Origin of the sequence: Rossellomorea sp. FM04394, from assembly GCF_041889765.1 — a bacterium.
Lineage (GTDB): Bacteria > Bacillota > Bacilli > Bacillales > Bacillaceae_B > Rossellomorea > Rossellomorea aquimaris_B.
This window is the reverse complement of sequence record NZ_CP168654.1, coordinates 2,390,458-2,408,432: the sequence shown is the minus strand read 5'-3', so window position 1 is coordinate 2,408,432 and position 17,975 is coordinate 2,390,458. Positions and strand designations below refer to the sequence as shown.

The window sequence follows — 17,975 nt, the reverse complement described above, 5'->3', positions numbered from 1 at the left end:
TAGGGAGATGGAAGTGAAGGGAGGGGGTTAACGGTAATTTCATTATGTAAATTAAAATGAGCTACATAAAGAATCACCTCACATTAGAGTGAGGTGACCGATTCATTTATTTCTTCATGCTGCTTAAAAATCCCTTCAGTACTTCTGGTGTTCGTTTAACTTCTTGAATCGTGTTGGTAATAGTCGTCTTTTTGTATTCTATATCTCCCTGAATTTCTCCTTGTGTTTCTTGAAGCTGGTTCGCTTCAGAAGAAATTTTGTCCATTCTGGTTTGAATGCTTGCCACCGTTTGATTCATATCATTTATTATGGGCCGGGTCGCCTTTACCGTTTTCATTAGTGAGACTGCCAACATCACTAAAGCAATCGCCATTAACCCTATACTTGCATATACAATCCACATATTAATTTCACCTCATTGAATGTTGTTTTTATTTATATTCCCTAAAAGCCTTGAAAAAAACGTTGAAACTTATTTTCACTTGCCGGTTTACTAATTCCGGCATAGCTAGTAATCTAAAATATAACTCAACGTAATCAAAAAAGGAGAGAAGAAAATGATTAAAGCCATCATGTTTGATTTGGATGACACATTATTATGGGACTCCAAGAGTATTGAAGAAGCGTTTAAAGCCACATGCGGTTATGCACAGACGAAGGTGGGGGTAGATTCTAAAAGCTTAGAACTTAGCGTTAGAGAGGCTGCGAGAGAGTTGTATGCAACCTATGATACATATAAGTTTACACAAAATATCGGTATTAATCCCTTTGAAGGACTTTGGGGGGACTTTTTGGATGAACATGATGAAGGCTTCCTTAAGATGAAAGAAATCGTTCCTACATACCGCAAAAAGGCTTGGACGTCAGGGTTGCAATCTTTAGGTATTATAGATGCAGAGCTTGGGTCAGAATTATCCGAGCGATTTCGTAATGAAAGAAAAGAGAGACCTTACGTGTATGAAGATACCTTTCAAGTGTTAAATGAATTGAAGGGGGATTTTCAACTATTGTTATTAACGAATGGCTCTCCCCATTTACAAAACACGAAACTTGATAAGACTCCCGAACTCGTACCTTACTTTGAAGAAATTATCATCTCAGGAGATATTGGAAGAGGAAAACCAGATCCAGCGATGTTCCTTCATGCACTAGAGAGGCTAAATCTTCGAAAGGAAGAAGTGATCATGGTGGGAGATAATTTAAATACAGACATTCTAGGGGCTTCAAGGCTCGGTATAAAAACGGTTTGGATTAATCGCCATCAGCAAACCCCTCAAGATCTTGTCCCTGATTATGAAATTAAAGAACTCCATGAAGTTCTCGATATCGTAAATAATATGGAATGAGAGGCTTCGTAGCGAAGCTTCTTTTTTTGTCTGCCCCCATCAGTCATAATGGCATCCACCCCTTCATAATATGCACGTATATCTCATTTAATAAGGAAAGGGGTACTCTTATGCTAAGGGGAATTCATCAAGTTAACGTATATGCTTCACAATCACATGTATGGGAATATATACGTGATATGAATGCCTGGGCTCCTCTTGTTCCTGGATACAAGGAACATACTATTCTTTCTGACGTTCAATCGACGTGGAAATTCACCGTTCAATATGGGGTGGTGAGCAAAAAGGTTCATGTGAAGGTACTTGTAACAGAATGGAAGGAACCATCTCTAGTGAAGTTCCTATTAAGGGGTATCAATCAAAAATTTACGGGTGAAGGTTTTTTTATAGCTGAAAAAGTAAACTCTTCCAATACGGCTATGACGGGATGTTTAACGATTGAATCCACAAGTTCACTGGCTAAAATTCTTGAATCTACATTTGCTAAAATGGTCCATGAACTTACAAGGGAGCTAACTGAAGCGGTTAGAGAAACAATCGAAAGAGAATTGACATAAAATGCAGGCCCTTATGTATGGGGCCATGCATACTTCTGCTTCAATTTATCATCATTCCGGGGCAGCTTGTATGCTATAATGAACTATTTGTAAGCATGAGGATTGTTAGATAGAGAAGAATTACATACACTATAAAGTACATATAAAGATAACTTGTAAACAAATAAAGGGGTCTTACCATGCAAAACCTTCACATACTTAGAGAAGAAGCAATCGAAGAGACAAAACGAAAAATAGAAGAAGATATCACACTTTACTTAGAGAAACATGAAAAATGCCCTGAATTCTGGGATTATGTTACTGAAAGAAGCGCCTTCTTTCATCAGATCTGGACGAATATCTGGCTTAACAAAGTAACCAACGATGTTCTTCGCAGCCATAAAAAAGCCTTTTTAAGAAATAAAGGCTATGATATCGAGGGAACAGATAAGAAACTGATAAACAAATTATTTCGCAATGAAATTAGAGATTTTGAGCCATTTCATATTTTGACCTGGTTAAAGGGAAATCCACCTTCAACAGACGAGTGGGAGGAGCGCCATCTACATGTAAGAGAAAACTATCTTAAAAAAAATGAAGAAAAAAAACAGGCAGCCCTCCAAAAAGATATCCAAAAAGAAATCATCTCCTTCATAAACACTCAAATGGAAGAGTTTGAGCTAAATTGGTATGTGGAGTTACGGTATTTATTTGCAAAGAAGTTTGTAAATGATATAAGAACAAAAACAAAATATCGACATACGGAACCATATATGCTGGAAGAGAAGTTGGAAGAAATAGGGGGATTCGCCAGTGATTCCTTTACAACGGTATCTGACTTTCTCAAGGAATTCACCGGCTCCATTCACAAGAAAAGCGAGAACTGGGATGGGCATGTGTGGGAATATGAAACCTATTTTTATCCATATGAACGATTCGTCTTCTATTATTCAGAGCAAGTTGTATACCGGTCTCTTCTTGATCATATGCCGGAAAAATTATTGACGGATTACGTTAAAGTATTCGATCAACAATTATCGGAAGAACGCTTGAGCAGACTTAGTCACCATTTCCTCCTAACGTTGAAATCAACCTTTTTCACCATGATTCAAGAGGAGTATGTAGTGGATTTATACCAGCTTGTTCAAGTTCCATTTGATGAGGAAATTCATCTTTCCATTTATAAGAATGATTTAAAAGAACGGGAGAAAAGAAAGGCTGCTGAATTAGCGGAATTAAAACGGAAGCAAGAAGAAGAACAGAGAATGCTGGAAGATATTTTCGGAAGGGAATACAGTCCTTCATTTCGGGGGGATATCAAGTATATTCTCCACATTGGGGAAACCAATACAGGGAAAACCCATCATGCCATCAGCCGGATGAAAGAAGCCGCTAGCGGCATGTATTTGGCACCACTCCGTCTTCTGGCACTGGAGGTGTTCGATACATTAAACGCTGATGGAGTACCATGTAATCTGAAAACGGGAGAAGAGGAAAAAGAAGTTCTCGATGCGAAACATGTTTCCTCTACAGTGGAAATGTTTCGCGAAAAAGACGAATATGAAGTGATTGTGATTGACGAAGCTCAAATGCTGGCCGATCAGGATAGAGGTTTCTCCTGGTACCGTGCCATTACGAAAGCGAGGGCGAAAGAGGTCCATATCATCGGGAGTGAAAATGTACGAGAGTTGCTATTGGAATTAGTGGGAGAGGGTTACCTTGAGGTTCATAATTATAAAAGAGAAATTCCATTGCAAGTGGAATCAAGAGAATTTCAACTGCGGCATGCGAAAAAAGGAGACGCTCTCGTTTGCTTTTCCCGGAAGAAGGTATTGGATACGGCTTCAAGGCTGCAAAATAATGGTCATAAAGTAAGTATGATATATGGTAGTATGCCTCCTGAAACAAGGAAGAGGCAAATGATGCAATTCATTAAAGGAAAAACGAACATGATTGTAGCAACAGATGCAATCGGAATGGGTCTGAATTTACCTATACGAAGAATCGTATTCCTGGAAAACGATAAATTTGATGGAACGAGAAGAAGAAGGCTGACATCCCAGGAAGTAAAGCAGATTGCCGGACGCGCTGGTAGAAAAGGTCTGTATAATGAAGGGAAAGTCGCTTTCACAAAGGATATCAAAGTGATGAGAGATCTTTTAGATCAGCCCGATCGCTCTCTCGAAACATTTGCCATCGCACCGACTAGTGGTGTCTTTGAGCGTTTTCAACGCTATTATCATGACCTTGACTCGTTTTTCTATTTTTGGGAGAAATTCAAAAGTCCTTATGGAACAGAGAAAGCGACTCTATACGAAGAAAAAGAATTATATAATTTAATCCGAGGGACCGATATTGAGGCGAAGCTTACATTAAATGACCTATACGGATTTTTACATCTTCCTTTTTCGAAAAAAGAGGCTCAGTTAACCGAGCAGTGGTTAGAGTGTATGTACGCCATTGTAGACGGCGAAGAATTACCGGAACCAGCTATCAAAAATAAAAACCTGGAACAAAAAGAGGTTTCCTATAAAGCTGTTGGTCTGCATCTTTTGTTCTTATATCGTTTAGGTAGACAAACAGAGGCATATTACTGGGAGCGAATTCGAAGTGAAATCGCTGATGGAGTTCACGAAAGTCTCAGAACAGAGGTCACCAGCATGACTCAAACGTGTAAACAATGTGGAAAGAAACTTCCTCCAAACTTTGGGTTTCCTATATGTGATCGCTGCCATTCAGCCAGAGTGAAAAGAAGAACGAGAAGAAAGCCTCCTTATTCGTAAGCCGTGAGCAAATCGCAAGGATGAATGCATGATATATGATACGATCACATGTGAATCGAAAATGTAAACAGAGGTGTATAATATGAAAATTGAAGTTTGGTCAGATTATGTATGTCCATTTTGTTATATAGGGAAGCGCCACTTAGAAGAAGCACTTCAACAATTTCCTCAAAGAGATCAAGTTGACATTGTTTTTAAAAGCTTCGAGCTGGATCCCAATGCCCCAGTCCATACAGACATGAGCATTCAAGAGATTCTTTCGAAAAAGTATGGTACGTCTCTTGAACAAGCAAAAAATATGACAGACACCATGTCTCAACAAGCGGCAACTGTTGGTCTGGATTTTCGTTTTGATACCAATATCCCGACGAATACGTTTGATGCCCATCGCCTGACAAAATTTGCGGAAACGAAGGGGAAAGAAGCAGAGCTTACTGAAATGCTGTTGCATGCTCACTTTTCACTTTCAAAGCATATTGGTGACAAGGAAACCCTTTTAGGATTTGCGAAACAAGCCGGTTTAGAGGAAAATGAAGCAAAAGCTGTTCTAGAAGGTAGTGATTTCTCTCAAGATGTCCGAACTGATGAAGAAGAGGCAAGACAAATCGGTGTACAAGGTGTCCCATTCTTTGTGATCAATCGTAAGTATGCCATTTCCGGTGCTCAGCCAAGTGACGTTTTCTTGAGTTCCATCCAAAAAGTCTGGGAGGAAGAAAATGAAGCTTCACCACTTCAACCTCTTGCAACGGAGGGTATGGCTTGCGATGAAAATGGATGCGATGTTCCACCGTCTAATCCAAAGGCAAACATTAAATAGTCAGTAAAAAAGCAAGTGAGCGATGCTCACTTGCTTTTTTACTATTTACTATAAAAGTTCTCTGTGAAATAAGGCTGTTCTTTTTCGTTAAATGCGACTCCTACACCTAAATGTTCATAATGAGGTTGCAGGATGTTTTCCCTGTGACCTTTTGAGTTCATTAATCCTTCATGTGCGAAGATTGAACTTAATTGACCGTAGGCTAAATTTTCTCCTGCGGTACGGAAGGCTACCTGATCTTCCTCCATACGGTCAAAAGGGGATTCACCTTCCAGATTCGTATGACTGAAGTAGTCCTGCTCCGCCATATCCAAACTATGTTTTCTAGCGGTGTCCCTGACTTGATCATCCCATGTGAGGACATTGAATCCTTTTTCGACACGCGAAGCATTTGTTAAATCGAAAAGCTGGAATTCAAATCCTTCTTTCAATTCTGTACTCGCTTCAGTATAGAAATTTTTCTTATTTGCTTCAAGGCTTTCATTGATTATTTGTATAGCTGTGACAGTGTCATTTTCATGCTTGTCGTAAAACACAGTTACGAAGCTTCCATCCACTTGATATACTTCCTGTTCTCCATTGTTTTGAAGCTGATAAAGAGTTAATCCTTTTCTTATATTTGTGAGTGGTTCACCAAGCTCATTCTGAACCACCTCTTTGGAAACTCCCATTTCAATGCCTGAAGAGGAAGAAAGGAGGGCCTGATTGGTGTAAAGACCATTAACCATTTCCTTTTCATCATAAGAAACCATTAGGAAATTCCGGTAGTTTTCGTGATAAGCATACCAGGAAACACCGTATTCATTAGTCGATTGTCTCTTTGCTTCACCCAGTTCCTGTTCAACGCTCTCTTTGGAATCTCCCATTTCAATGTTATAGATAGAGAACGTCTGATCACTTGGTACCATTAAAGTTGGTTTTTCTACAGGATTCACTTCTTTGGGATTTGAGGGATTTTCGAGATCTCGAAAAGACTCGTCCAATTTTATGAGAAGAAGGTTTACTTCATTATATAATTGATCAAAGGCATCCTTCACTTTAGGACTGTTCTTGATTTCTTCCAGTTTTGAAAGCACAGAATCGAGTTCCGTCGCTTCCACTTTCTCCTCCCAAGCAGGCTTCGATATATAGGCAACAACAACTATCATGATAAGAAAAAATAATCGTCTCAATATCTAACACTCCATTCTACCTACCATTGTATCCAAATTAGTATATAAGTAAAAAGAGAAATGCTTAGTCACTATGTTCTACATACCCATTTTCAACCGTCTTCAATCTTAAGAACCTGTTTTAGTATGGGTGGCTCTGGGTAAGATAAAAACATAAGAGATACAAACCAAACTTACATACAAGGGGAAATAAACAATGAAATTATCTCATGAAGAACGGATTCAACTACATGAATTTAATAACTTAACGAAGTCATTGAGTTTTAATATGTATGATATTTGCTACACAAAGACCCGAGAAGAGCGTGAAGCATACATTGAATACATCGATGAGCAATATAACGCTGATCGATTAACCAAGATCCTGACGCATGTATCGGATATCATTGGAGCCCATGTCTTAAATATTTCAAAGCAGGATTATGTACCCCAAGGAGCAAGTGTGACGATCCTGGTTTCAGAAGGACCGATAGTCGAAGTTCCGACGGAGCATTTTGATGAATCACCGGGACCGCTGCCATCCACTGTTACAATGCATCTTGATAAGAGTCATATTACGGTTCACACATATCCCGAGTATCACCCTCATGAAGGAATTTCAACTTTCAGGGCAGATATCGACGTTTCTACTTGCGGGGAGATTTCTCCACTTAAAGCGTTGAATTATCTTATTCACTCATTTGACACAGACATCATGACGATGGATTATCGGGTCAGGGGATTTACACGTGATATTAATGGAAAAAAATTATTTATCGACCATGATATTAATTCGATTCAGAATTACATTCCAGAGGAAATTAAAGATGAGTATGACATGATTGATGTAAATGTGTATCCCCAGAATATATTTCATACAAAATGTAAGCTGAAAGAATTTGATTTAAATAACTATTTATTTGGGTATACAAAAGACAGACTGGATGAAAGTGAAATGGATGAAATTACAGACAAAGTAAAAATGGAAATGGACGAAATTTTTTACGGTAAAAACATTCCTAAGCCATAATAATGGGGAAACAAACTCCGTCACGAGCCAGATTTGTGACGGAGTGTGTTTTTTGGGTGAAATCTCATTATTGCGAAAATAGAATCAGAGAAGGGAAATGCATCAGTCTTGAAGAATAGGTAAATATGCTCGAAATTATAAGGAGGAACAAGGAATGAATTCACACGAAATTGAATACAAATTGCATGGAGATGATATGCAGTTCGTTGAAATAGAATTAGATCCAGGAGAAAGTGCAGTAGCTGAAGCTGGTGGAATGATGATGATGGAAGATGGGATCGGGATGGAAACGATCTTTGGGGATGGTTCCCAGGGAAGCGGCGGGGGGTTTTTTGGTAAACTTGTTGGTGCAGGAAAGCGTATATTAACAGGCGAAAGCTTGTTCATGACCGTATTCACCAATGAAGGTATGGGTAAAAAGCATGTTTCCTTCGCTGCACCTTATCCAGGAAAGATCATTCCGGTTGATCTAAGTGAATTGGGTGGCAAAGTGATATGTCAGAAGGATTCATTTCTTTGTGCAGCAAAGGGAGTATCTGTCGGAATCGATTTTCAAAAGAAATTAGGAACTGGCTTCTTTGGCGGCGAAGGATTCATTATGCAGAAGCTTGAAGGAGATGGATTAGCCTTTCTTCATGCAGGCGGAACGATTCATAGAAAAGAACTTCAACCTGGCGAGGTGTTACGGGTGGATACCGGCTGCTTAGTGGCCATGACGAAAGATGTAGATTACAATATCGAGTATGTCGGAAAAATTAAATCTGCCTTCCTTGGAGGAGAGGGATTATTCTTTGCAACGGTCCGTGGACCTGGAACCGTCTGGATTCAGTCACTTCCATTTAGTCGATTAGCTGAAAGAATCTATGCAAGTGCTCCCCAGGGCGGAGGTCGTTCGACTGGTGAGGGAAGTTTACTTGGTGGAATCGGTGATTTCCTAAACGGTGACGATTGATTCTGGTATATAAAAAAACATTTCCAATTGTGGAAGTGTTTTTTTATGTCCAAGCGTTTCCGCTTTTGATCGTCCAGCTCCAGCGGCTAGAGGCTCGAGGTCTTAAGCCAATCCAGCGAGGAAAGCAAAGAACGCCTTCCCGGCAGAATCGACTTAAGCTTGTCGCCTCTGTTCAAGCCGCTTCCGCTTTTGCAAGTGGGTATTCACCTATTTAGATCCCACATCATATGTTTAAATAAATGATGTGAAAGGGTGATTTCATGACTGGAAAGATTCGTCACTATTATGCAGGAGGAAATACGGCAAAAGGTTTTTACAGCCTATATGATTCTGTGTTAAGTGGGTTAGAGCGGCTTTATATCTTAAAGGGTGGACCTGGAACAGGTAAATCCTCATTAATGAAGTCGATTGGAAAACGTTTTGAGGAAAAAGGATTAAACGTGGACTATCTACATTGTGCTTCCGATAATCAATCCATCGACGGTGTTCTCCTCCCAGAGTTTGGTGTGGGGATTGTGGATGGGACAGCTCCTCATATTATAGAACCAAAAGCACCCGGTGTCATCGAAGAGTATGTGAATCTGGGAGTGGCTTGGGACCGGGAAGAACTGTCCCGTAACAAAGAAGCAATCCTTGGCCTGAATGATAAAATCGTCTCATTCTTTCAGAAAGCTTACGACACCTTTGCAGAATCCCTGAGTGCCCATGACGACATAGAAGACATCTATATTTCCAACATGAACTTCGAAAAAGCGAATGAATTAACAAATGAGTTAATTTCACTCTTTTTTGAAAATAACAGCCTGCCTAAACCCTCGACAGTCAAACATCGGTTCTTAGGTGCCGCGACTCCTGATGGGGCGGTTGACTACATCCAGAATTTAACAGAGGATGTCCGTAAGCGCTACTTTATCAAAGGGCGTGCAGGATCCGGAAAGTCCACGATGTTAAAGAAAATTGCTTCTGCCGGTGAAGAGAATGGCTATGATGTAGAGGTATATCATTGTGGATTTGACCCTAATAGTCTTGATATGTTGATCATAAGGGAAAAAGGAATCGCCATTTTTGATAGTACTGCACCACATGAATATTTTCCTGATCGGGAATCTGATGAAATCATCGATATGTATGAAAGATGCATTACTCAAGGGACAGATGAAAAATATGCTGAGGATATAGAACGAACGACAAAAGCCTATAAGGATAAAATGAAAGAAGCAATCTCTTATCTTAAAGAAGCTAAGTGCCTTCGTGAACAACTTGAATCCATTTATATAGGAGCCATGGACTTTTCAAAGGTGAATGCGATCAAAGAAGAAATCTTTCAGGAAATAAATGAGTTTATAAGGAAGTAGTATATTGTGTAAACATAAGGACGCGATGATCTCTAGGTAATCGCGTTTTTAATTGGTTGACAATATACCCATATAGGTATATTATGTGTACATACAGTTGTTATTCAGATAACGCAGAGGAGGAATAATCAATGAAACAATTAACTGCTAAACAAGTGGAAGAGTCATTGATTGATGGAAAAGAATCATTAAATATGATAGATGTTCGTGAAGATGATGAAGTGGCTTCAGGAATGATTCCTACCGCTAAACATATTCCATTAGGTTCTATTGAAAGTCGTATAGATGAATTAGATAAGACGAAAGAATATATTATGGTGTGCCGTTCAGGCGGCAGAAGTGGACAAGCAGCTCAATTTCTTGAGAGTCAGGGGTTTAACGTCATCAATATGACCGGTGGAATGATGTCGTGGGAAGGCCCGACAGAATAACCACATTTTTAATTTTGGATATACAACTTCAGGAATAATGTGATTTTCTGTTCTAATAAACGATATATAAATTAACTGGAGGAATGAAAATGAGTAAAAAAGTAGCGATTATCGCAAGTAACGGTGGATTATTTGATGCATACAAAGTGTTCAATATTGCAACTGCGGCAGCAGCCACCGATCAAGAAGTAGCCATTTTCTTTACATTTGAAGGATTAAATCTTATCCATAAAGAAGGTCACAAACAGCTTCCGATGCCAGAAGGAAAAGAACACTTCGAAGAAGGATTTGCAAAAGCAAATGTACCCGGTATTCCTGAGTTAGTTGAAATGGCACAGGAGATGGGAGTATCCTTTATTGGGTGCCAAATGACGATGGATGTAATGGGTTTAGATAAAGAAGCATTTGTGGAGGGAATTGAAGTGGGTGGAGCCGTCACATTCCTTGAATTCGCAAAAGACGCAGACGTAACATTAACATTCTAATTGAAATGAAAGATCAATACGTGATTAAACATAAGGGATTCCTTTTTGGGATCCTTTTTTGTTCTTGCTTTTTCATCACGAAACCTTCACTATTAGTAGACAAGTCAAATCTCGTTTTAAGAAAGTGGGAATGATCATTGAACTCGTTTGCAACTCTGGGACTATCAAAAGGCCTACAGAAAACCTTATCTACTAACGGTATAAATAAACCGACACTCATACAAGAAAATGTGATCCCTGTCCTTTTGGAAGGAAAAGATTTCATGGCCAAGGCACAAACCGGGACTGGTAAAACCTTTGCTTACGTTTTACCTATTTTGGAGAAAAGTAAATCAAACACTCATCACGTTCAGAGTTTGATTATTACACCGACACGTGAACTTGCTATTCAAGTAACAAGTGAAATAAGAAAGCTCACAACGAAAAATAAAGGGTTTAGCGTTCTCTCCGTTTATGGTGGAAAAAGCCATGAGGAGGAAATCAAGGAACTGGAACAGAATGTAAATATTGTGGTTGGAACTCCCGGGAGGCTATTGGATCATCTGAAAAGAGGGAATCTCGATCTATCTCATCTTATGTTTTTGGTCATTGACGAAGCAGATCAACTTCTGCAAATAGGTTTTCTAAATAAAGTTGAAGAAATTTTAAGGGAAACGCCAGCCCATCGTCAAACGATGTTATTTTCTGCGACGATACCTGCTGAAATCAAAAAATTGGGTCGCAAATATATGAAAACACCCAAATTTATCGAGGTGGTGGAAGCTGAAAGGTCCTCTTCCATTAATCAATTTGCCATTTTTACAGTGGATCGTGCCAAGCAAGATACCGTCATTCAATTGATAGAGGCATTTCAACCAAGTAAATCCATCGTTTTTTGCAGAACGAAACGACGGGTGACGAAATTATATCAAGTGCTGAAATCAAAAGGATATAAAGTGGCTGAACTTCATGGGGACATCCCTCAAGAGAAGCGAGAAATTGTAATGGAGCAATTTAGAACCGGTGAAGTCCCAATGTTGGTTGCGACTGACGTAGCTTCCAGGGGGTTGGATATCGAGGGGGTCACTCACGTATTTAATTATGACATGCCTGAGAATGCCGAGATCTATATTCACCGAATTGGAAGAACCGGGAGAGCAGGTGAAACAGGCTTAGCTTATACACTCTATTCTTCTGAAGAAAGAACCCTTCTGGATGAAATTGAAACAGAGCTGAATAGTCGAATTCAAAAGCAAAACCTTGGGAATACCATTTCTCTAAGATCGAAAACAACCTCTAAGAAAAAAGGAGTTAATAGACAAGGGAATAAGAATAGTAAGGATCGGGAATCCCTGACAAGGAAAAAGGGAGAGTTCAAAGATAAACAAATAACGAGCAAAAAATCCTCTAACTCATTAAAGCAAAAACCTTCAAATTATTCGGAGGGGACAGCAACAGAAACGAAGCCTGCCTTTACAGGGAGAAGAATTGGAAAGAAGTCCTCTTCTAAATCTAATAATCAAAAAAATAAACGATAAAACCATGCATCCGCATGGTTTTTATTGTGCCAAAATACCAAAGAGGAGTTGAAGTTATATCAGAATAGCATCGCGTGAATAAGTATGTTATATCAGTATAATGAATATCTTCAGGTGGTTTTATGGTAGGATAATAAAGGGTATGGCTATGAGTAAAGGAGTTAAATAGATTAATATGAAATTAGTATCTTGGAATGTAAATGGAATTAGAGCCTGTGTAAAAAAAGGATTTTTAGATTATTTTCAACATGTGGACGCAGATATTTTTTGCCTTCAAGAAACAAAGCTTCAAGAAGGGCAAATCTCATTAGAGTTAGAGGGATACCATCAATATTGGAACTATGCGATGCGTAAGGGATATTCAGGAACGTCCGTTTTCACTAAACAGAAGCCACTGTCTGTCTCTTATGGCATTAATGAAGATATGGAGCCTGAGGGAAGGATCATTACCTGTGAGTATGATTCTTTTTATTTGGTGAATGTATATACACCTAATTCAAAAAGGGATCTGTCAAGGCTCAGTGAACGTCTGGAGTGGGAGGATACTTTACGGAAGTATCTTGCTGATTTGGAACATCATAAACCTGTCGTTCTATGTGGGGACCTGAATGTCGCACATACCGAAATAGATTTGAAAAATGACAAATCAAATCGGGGGAATTCAGGCTTTACAGATGAAGAGCGCGAGAAAATGACCATGCTCCTGCAGGAAGGGTTTACGGATACTTTCCGATATATCCATCCAACAAAAGATGATGCCTTTAGTTGGTGGTCCTATATGAGTGATGTGCGGGAACGGAATATTGGGTGGAGAATTGATTACTTTATTGTGTCAAACCGTTTAGCACCCGCTATAAAGACCGCAGAGATCCACACTAAAATACTCGGAAGTGATCACTGTCCTGTATACTTAGAGTTGGAGTAGTGAATAAAAGAAGTAGAAAGAATACATTTGCGGAGGGGAAAGGATGTTAAGAAAGAGATTGCTGCAGTATATCGAAGAATCGAATGGTAGCGTTGCTTTATTTCCACAGGAAAAAGAATATGCAGTGAAACATGAATTGGTGGATGCTGACAAGATAGTGACACCGGAATCCAGTTCGCGATTCAAAGAAGCTTATATCGAGCGTTGTGAGAAGGAAACAGAAGAACTAATCACGCAAGAATCATTTCATTTTCTGAATCAGCCGATCACCTATCTGAAAAAACATAAAAACGAGTTCATCTTCCTGGAACTGGAATGGTTTGATATGATTGGGGTGGATGCTGTTTCGATAGAAGTGGATGACGTGTTTGGTACGTATGATGCGATGCTGGGATTAAAGCTCCAAAAGAAATATCGCAGTGAAATCGAGCAGTACTTGGATAAAACCCTAAAAGGCGAATCATCTTATGACTTACTGTTTAATGGTGAGGATGGATTATGGGATTTAAACATTACTTTAAACGATATCCCGGATTTTCATGATGAACTCACGATGTTCGCTGCCTATGAGCTCATATATGATTTCCTTTTTCATCTCCTTCAAACGGTGGATGAGGCTTAAAGAAAAAATAGCGCCCCTCGATTAATCATGATCGAGGGGCGCTTTATCGGTTTGTAGTCAATCATTCATTATCCTTTATTACCTGCGGTTGTTGATTTCTTCTGTTACGACATGTGCCAAGTCATCGTTTCCAAATAGGGAGAGGACACCAAGTAAAGTCGTATCGGGAATTTCTTCAGCCTCTTCTTTAGGGACCGTTAAGTCAATTCCTTGCAATAATGCGGGGTTTTCTCCCTGATGCGGATAGGCTTTCTGGTAAAGGGCAGCAGGGTCCAGGTCATGATTCACACACCACTGTGCAAATACAAGAATCATCATATGCTCGTCCTTTTGATAATTTTGAATGATTTTCTCTTGCATTTCTTTAGAGTTCATTGCATTCTCTCCTTAAACGTTGATTCTATTCAGTATTATAACGAAGACGGAGGAAGAAGCCTATTTATTTTACTTGGTTATGATCGATTAGATTTTTAAAATAAGTGAATAAAGGTGTATAATAGAATGATGCAAGAAACTTGTGTTAGATTGAAAGGAAGTTAGATGAATGAATATTATCAATCACAGTGCTGAGGAGCTTAAAGATCCTACTGGTATACTAAGCGGAGAGCGTTACGAAGTTATACTTGATATCGAAGTACCTGAGGATGATGAGCTATATAGAGAACAGGGTATTTACATAAAAGCCATTTTTGTCCGGGACGAAAACGGTGCCAGGATCGTACAGTCGACCATTGTAGAACGAAACTCTGAGAAATATCTTGATTTTGAATTAGAAGAAGATGAAGAAAGTCTCATTCTTTCATATTGCGAGGAAAATATCGGTTAATCGATATGGGCTATACCCTCTACATTCGAAACCAAACGAATGTAGAGGTTTTTTTATTGGTTCATTTATAACCTCACCATAAATAGCCTATTTTAACCCTTTCCTTCTTATGTGACTGATAATTCAGATACTTCAGAGTTGGCATGGAAATTGCATAATAAATAATTGAAAATAGATTAATAGAAGGGAGAAATGTTGATGAATGGTCATTTGGGTAAAGCGAAGAAACTATTCATTGTTATAGCTGTATTTACAGTTATAATGAGCTTGGCAACTTCCAGTGTATTTGCCAAGGAAAACGAGAGCGGCATCAAGGGGAATCTAGTGATTGTCGGAGGAGCTTTAGGTAGCAGCAACTCGGCTGTTTACGAAGAGTTCATTAAACTATCAGGAGGTAAAAAGAAAGCGAAAATAGGAATCATTCCTTCTGCTTCAGGCTCCCTGAAGTCATCAAATCAATTCAAGGAAGATTTGATGTCGTATGGAGTAGATGAAAAATCGATTGAAATCCTTCCTCTATCTGCTCACGATTTCTCAGGTACGGAGGAAGACGAAGGTAAATGGAAAAATAATGCTCAAAAGAAAGAAATAACAGAAAAAATCAAGAAGATGACAGGTATTTGGTTTGTCGGAGGAGATCAGCTTAAAATCACAGACACATTAGTAAAGGACAATGGGAAAAACACGAAAGCTTTAGATGAAATTTGGAATATTTACCGGGAGGGAGCCGTCCTTGGTGGGACAAGCGCCGGAGCAGCCATCATGAGTGATGTGATGATTACAGGCGGTGATAGTTTAGGAGGGCTTCGTCAAGAGTTTATAACTGAAGACGTTTCGAATCCCGAAGGAGAATATGCACCTGTCTATATTGAAAAAGGGCTTGGATTCTTTCAGTGGGGAATAGTAGATCAACATTTGAATGAAAGATCACGGCTAGGTAGACTAGCGGCTACAGCCATCCGCTACGAAACGAACAAAAACCACTTTTCCTATGGGATTGATGAAGATACTGCGATGGTGGTCAACAATGAAGAACAGACGATTTCAGTATTGGGCAGAAGTAACATTACGGTAGTGGATGTATCTCAATCTACCTTAACAGGAGAAGAAATAAAGAACATTGATCTTAGTTATATGTCTCCTGGAGATGAGCTCGATGTGAAAACGAATGAATTTAACATAAGCGAGGATAAGGTTGAAACAAAAGACTATGAATATTATAATTTTAAACCTCTATCGGCTACAGGAGTTCTATCATCCTATGGAACATTACCACATTACCTGTCGTATTCCCTGGTGGACAACGAAGCTGTAAGTGAGGTTTACAGTTATATTTACGATACTGAAGGAAATGGTTTCGAGTTAGAGTTCAAACAGACAGATGAAACAAACGGGTATTGGGGTTATCAGGATGGTCAAAAAGATTCATACTCCCTATTGCATGTGGAAATGAATGTTTCACCTGTATCCGTCGATTTTAATAAGAAAGATCAGCTTACACAGGAGTTTCATGCATCCTCATTAGAAGTGCCTGAAAGTTCTTTTGATGCTGAGACAAAAGGCAGCCTGGTGATTGTTGGAGGAGCTCTGGGGAGTAGTAATGAAGAAGTGTACAGAGAATTTATCAATCGGGCTGGGGAAAACGGGAAGATAGGGATTATCCCTGCTGCAAGTTCCAGCTTAAAGTCTTCACATGCATTTAAAGAGGATCTGGAATCATATGGTGTACCTCAAGAAAATATCGACATTCTTCCTCTATCAAATCATGACTTCAAAGGGACAGAAGAAGATGAGTCTAAGTGGATGGAGAATAAAAATAATCCAGATATAGCAGAAAGTATTTTAGAGTATGATGCCATCTGGTTTGTAGGTGGAGATCAAACGGATATCACTCAATCATTGTTAAATCAAGATGGATCGAAATCACTGGCTCTTGAAAATATGTGGGAAATTTATCGTAATGGAGCCGTTCTTGGCGGTACAAGTGCAGGAGCTGCAATCATGAGCGATGTGATGATCGCGGGTGGTGGAAGCTATGACACTCTATCAAAAGGGTTCACGGATACGTATGACGGCATGTCTCAACAAGAAGGCGGACCTGGATATCTTGAGAAGGGATTAGGTTTCTTCCCGTACGGTATCGTTGATCAGCATTTTGATAAAAAAGCACGTTTGGGACGTTTAATTGCAACCACTGCTGAACATGGAGAAAAAAATGAATTCTCCTATGGCATCGATGAAGATACAGCGATGATAGTGGATAACGAAGCCAAAACCATTGAAGTAAAAGGTAGAGGCGGCGTTTCAGTAGTAGATTTGAGTCAGTCAGTTCTATCACAATCTTCTCATACGTATAAAAATGTACATTTGTCATGGATTACCTCTGGTGATCAATTAAATTTAAATACAATGGAATATACGATCAGTGATCATAAGGTCTCAACAAAAGACTATGAATACTACGAATACAAAGCTGCTCCCCATACAGGAGTATTGACGCCGCATCCTTCTCTTGCAAACTATTTAAGCTATAGTCTTCTTGATAACTTTGGACAGGATGAAGTGAAAAGCTATAGTTTTTCTGAAGATGAAGGATTCGAACTTACTTTCAAAAAAGGAGATCAAACGGAAGGCTTTTGGGGTTATAAAGATGGAAACAAAGACGATTACTCATATCTCAATGTGAGAATGGATATTGTACCAGTTAAAATCTCGATTGAAAACAAATAAAACTTGCCCGGGCGGATTGACGCTCGGGCTTTTTCAAAGTGAATCAACTTTTTATAGGTCATTTGCCGGTATATGCAATTGATAGCATCTGTTATACTAGTGATAACAAAGTGCTAGCAGTTACTAACAGAAAGATAGAAAAGGAGGGCGAACCTTGTCAGATCAAGGAAGAATGCAGCTTAATGTAAGGGTTGATAAGGAAACATCAAAAAAATTGGATGAAATCGTTGAATACTATCAGCAAAACACGAAAATTGGAAGAGTTTATAAAGGTGATGTATTAACAGATATCATTCATAAATCCTATGGGATCATGCAGAAGCAAAAAGCGATACAAAATCGGAAATATTAGTATTTTAGAGTCTAGGGTTTCCTATGATTAACTTTTCTATTGGTTCAAAAAATCTCAACCACTTGTTATGAAAATTGGGATAATTCATGTAATAATATAGGAGACATCATTAAAATA

The 17,975-nt window shown here is 39.0% G+C and carries 18 protein-coding genes; 15 read left to right on the top strand and 3 right to left on the bottom strand.

The features are described 5' to 3' along the window. Positions 1-106 precede the first annotated feature (106 nt). A complete protein-coding gene (locus tag ACCB35_RS12020) occupies positions 107-403 on the bottom strand; it encodes a DUF948 domain-containing protein (protein WP_374053925.1) in 297 nt (98 codons plus the stop codon). Positions 404-557: 154 nt separating this feature from the next. On the opposite strand from ACCB35_RS12020, the gene ACCB35_RS12015 reads away from it, so the two are divergent. From ACCB35_RS12015 to ACCB35_RS12000, 4 genes are all read left to right on the top strand, one after another. Further along, the gene (locus tag ACCB35_RS12015; RefSeq protein WP_374053924.1) at positions 558-1,346 is read left to right on the top strand and encodes an HAD family hydrolase; all 789 of its coding nucleotides are present in this window, start codon (positions 558-560) and stop codon (positions 1,344-1,346) included. A 110-nt stretch (positions 1,347-1,456) separates the two neighbouring features. Then, complete coding sequence (locus ACCB35_RS12010; RefSeq protein WP_374053923.1) at positions 1,457-1,903, top strand: SRPBCC family protein; 447 nt, start codon at positions 1,457-1,459, stop codon at positions 1,901-1,903. Positions 1,904-2,082: 179 nt separating this feature from the next. Further along, the gene (locus ACCB35_RS12005) at positions 2,083-4,665 is read left to right on the top strand and encodes a helicase-related protein (RefSeq protein ID WP_374053922.1); all 2,583 of its coding nucleotides are present in this window, start codon (positions 2,083-2,085) and stop codon (positions 4,663-4,665) included. An 82-nt stretch (positions 4,666-4,747) separates the two neighbouring features. Next, positions 4,748-5,482: a DsbA family oxidoreductase gene (locus ACCB35_RS12000; RefSeq protein ID WP_374053921.1), complete on the top strand. Its 735-nt coding sequence runs from the start codon at positions 4,748-4,750 to the stop codon at positions 5,480-5,482. A 41-nt stretch (positions 5,483-5,523) separates the two neighbouring features. Here the strand turns inward: ACCB35_RS12000 and ACCB35_RS11995 are convergent, their stop codons facing one another. Then, positions 5,524-6,654 carry a CAP domain-containing protein gene (locus ACCB35_RS11995; RefSeq protein WP_374053920.1) on the bottom strand — a complete coding sequence of 377 codons (1,131 nt, stop codon included), beginning with the start codon at positions 6,652-6,654 and terminating at the stop codon, positions 5,524-5,526. 196 nt (positions 6,655-6,850) lie between these two features. Here ACCB35_RS11995 and speD point away from each other — a divergent pair, with 196 nt between their 5' ends. The 8 genes from speD (at position 6,851) to ACCB35_RS11955 (ending at position 13,950) form a co-directional block, all read left to right on the top strand. After that, a complete protein-coding gene (speD, locus tag ACCB35_RS11990) occupies positions 6,851-7,663 on the top strand; it encodes an adenosylmethionine decarboxylase (protein WP_044336920.1) in 813 nt (270 codons plus the stop codon). A gap of 154 nt (positions 7,664-7,817) precedes the next feature. Continuing rightward, positions 7,818-8,615: a TIGR00266 family protein gene (locus ACCB35_RS11985; protein ID WP_044336922.1), complete on the top strand. Its 798-nt coding sequence runs from the start codon at positions 7,818-7,820 to the stop codon at positions 8,613-8,615. A 260-nt stretch (positions 8,616-8,875) separates the two neighbouring features. Next, the gene (locus ACCB35_RS11980; protein ID WP_374053919.1) at positions 8,876-9,970 is read left to right on the top strand and encodes a PRK06851 family protein; all 1,095 of its coding nucleotides are present in this window, start codon (positions 8,876-8,878) and stop codon (positions 9,968-9,970) included. A 131-nt stretch (positions 9,971-10,101) separates the two neighbouring features. Further along, positions 10,102-10,401, top strand: a complete 300-nt coding sequence (locus ACCB35_RS11975) for a rhodanese-like domain-containing protein (RefSeq protein WP_374053918.1) — start codon at positions 10,102-10,104, stop codon at positions 10,399-10,401. Positions 10,402-10,490: 89 nt separating this feature from the next. Beyond that, positions 10,491-10,886, top strand: a complete 396-nt coding sequence (locus ACCB35_RS11970) for a DsrE/DsrF/DrsH-like family protein (protein WP_374053917.1) — start codon at positions 10,491-10,493, stop codon at positions 10,884-10,886. Positions 10,887-11,023: 137 nt separating this feature from the next. Then, on the top strand, positions 11,024-12,403 hold the full coding sequence (locus ACCB35_RS11965) for a DEAD/DEAH box helicase (RefSeq protein WP_374053916.1): 1,380 nt from the start codon (positions 11,024-11,026) through the stop codon (positions 12,401-12,403). A 175-nt stretch (positions 12,404-12,578) separates the two neighbouring features. Then, positions 12,579-13,328 carry an exodeoxyribonuclease III gene (locus ACCB35_RS11960; protein ID WP_374053915.1) on the top strand — a complete coding sequence of 250 codons (750 nt, stop codon included), beginning with the start codon at positions 12,579-12,581 and terminating at the stop codon, positions 13,326-13,328. A 43-nt stretch (positions 13,329-13,371) separates the two neighbouring features. Beyond that, entirely contained in the window at positions 13,372-13,950 is a 579-nt protein-coding gene (locus ACCB35_RS11955) for a branched-chain amino acid aminotransferase (RefSeq protein WP_374053914.1), read from the top strand. 78 nt (positions 13,951-14,028) lie between these two features. Here ACCB35_RS11955 and ACCB35_RS11950 read toward each other — a convergent pair whose 3' ends face one another. Continuing rightward, the gene (locus ACCB35_RS11950) at positions 14,029-14,325 is read right to left on the bottom strand and encodes a hypothetical protein (RefSeq protein ID WP_374053913.1); all 297 of its coding nucleotides are present in this window, start codon (positions 14,323-14,325) and stop codon (positions 14,029-14,031) included. A 169-nt stretch (positions 14,326-14,494) separates the two neighbouring features. Here ACCB35_RS11950 and ACCB35_RS11945 point away from each other — a divergent pair, with 169 nt between their 5' ends. From ACCB35_RS11945 to ACCB35_RS11935, 3 genes are all read left to right on the top strand, one after another. Beyond that, positions 14,495-14,776 carry a DUF6509 family protein gene (locus tag ACCB35_RS11945; protein WP_374053912.1) on the top strand — a complete coding sequence of 94 codons (282 nt, stop codon included), beginning with the start codon at positions 14,495-14,497 and terminating at the stop codon, positions 14,774-14,776. A 198-nt stretch (positions 14,777-14,974) separates the two neighbouring features. Further along, entirely contained in the window at positions 14,975-17,506 is a 2,532-nt protein-coding gene (locus ACCB35_RS11940) for a cyanophycinase (RefSeq protein ID WP_374053911.1), read from the top strand. A 154-nt stretch (positions 17,507-17,660) separates the two neighbouring features. After that, a complete protein-coding gene (locus ACCB35_RS11935) occupies positions 17,661-17,858 on the top strand; it encodes a hypothetical protein (protein WP_044336939.1) in 198 nt (65 codons plus the stop codon). Positions 17,859-17,975 lie beyond the last annotated feature (117 nt).

Excerpts from the sequence above, each read along its gene's own strand:
- ACCB35_RS12020 (WP_374053925.1), bottom strand. The coding sequence starts at position 403 with ATGTGGATTGTATATGCAAGTATAGGGTTAATGGCGATTGCTTTAGTG.
- ACCB35_RS12015 (WP_374053924.1), top strand. The coding sequence starts at position 558 with ATGATTAAAGCCATCATGTTTGATTTGGATGACACATTATTATGGGAC.
- ACCB35_RS12010 (WP_374053923.1), top strand. The coding sequence starts at position 1,457 with ATGCTAAGGGGAATTCATCAAGTTAACGTATATGCTTCACAATCACAT.
- ACCB35_RS12005 (WP_374053922.1), top strand. The coding sequence starts at position 2,083 with ATGCAAAACCTTCACATACTTAGAGAAGAAGCAATCGAAGAGACAAAA.
- ACCB35_RS12000 (WP_374053921.1), top strand. The coding sequence starts at position 4,748 with ATGAAAATTGAAGTTTGGTCAGATTATGTATGTCCATTTTGTTATATA.
- speD (WP_044336920.1), top strand. The coding sequence starts at position 6,851 with ATGAAATTATCTCATGAAGAACGGATTCAACTACATGAATTTAATAAC.
- ACCB35_RS11985 (WP_044336922.1), top strand. The coding sequence starts at position 7,818 with ATGAATTCACACGAAATTGAATACAAATTGCATGGAGATGATATGCAG.
- ACCB35_RS11980 (WP_374053919.1), top strand. The coding sequence starts at position 8,876 with ATGACTGGAAAGATTCGTCACTATTATGCAGGAGGAAATACGGCAAAA.
- ACCB35_RS11975 (WP_374053918.1), top strand. The coding sequence starts at position 10,102 with ATGAAACAATTAACTGCTAAACAAGTGGAAGAGTCATTGATTGATGGA.
- ACCB35_RS11970 (WP_374053917.1), top strand. The coding sequence starts at position 10,491 with ATGAGTAAAAAAGTAGCGATTATCGCAAGTAACGGTGGATTATTTGAT.
- ACCB35_RS11960 (WP_374053915.1), top strand. The coding sequence starts at position 12,579 with ATGAAATTAGTATCTTGGAATGTAAATGGAATTAGAGCCTGTGTAAAA.
- ACCB35_RS11955 (WP_374053914.1), top strand. The coding sequence starts at position 13,372 with ATGTTAAGAAAGAGATTGCTGCAGTATATCGAAGAATCGAATGGTAGC.
- ACCB35_RS11950 (WP_374053913.1), bottom strand. The coding sequence starts at position 14,325 with ATGAACTCTAAAGAAATGCAAGAGAAAATCATTCAAAATTATCAAAAG.
- ACCB35_RS11945 (WP_374053912.1), top strand. The coding sequence starts at position 14,495 with ATGAATATTATCAATCACAGTGCTGAGGAGCTTAAAGATCCTACTGGT.
- ACCB35_RS11940 (WP_374053911.1), top strand. The coding sequence starts at position 14,975 with ATGAATGGTCATTTGGGTAAAGCGAAGAAACTATTCATTGTTATAGCT.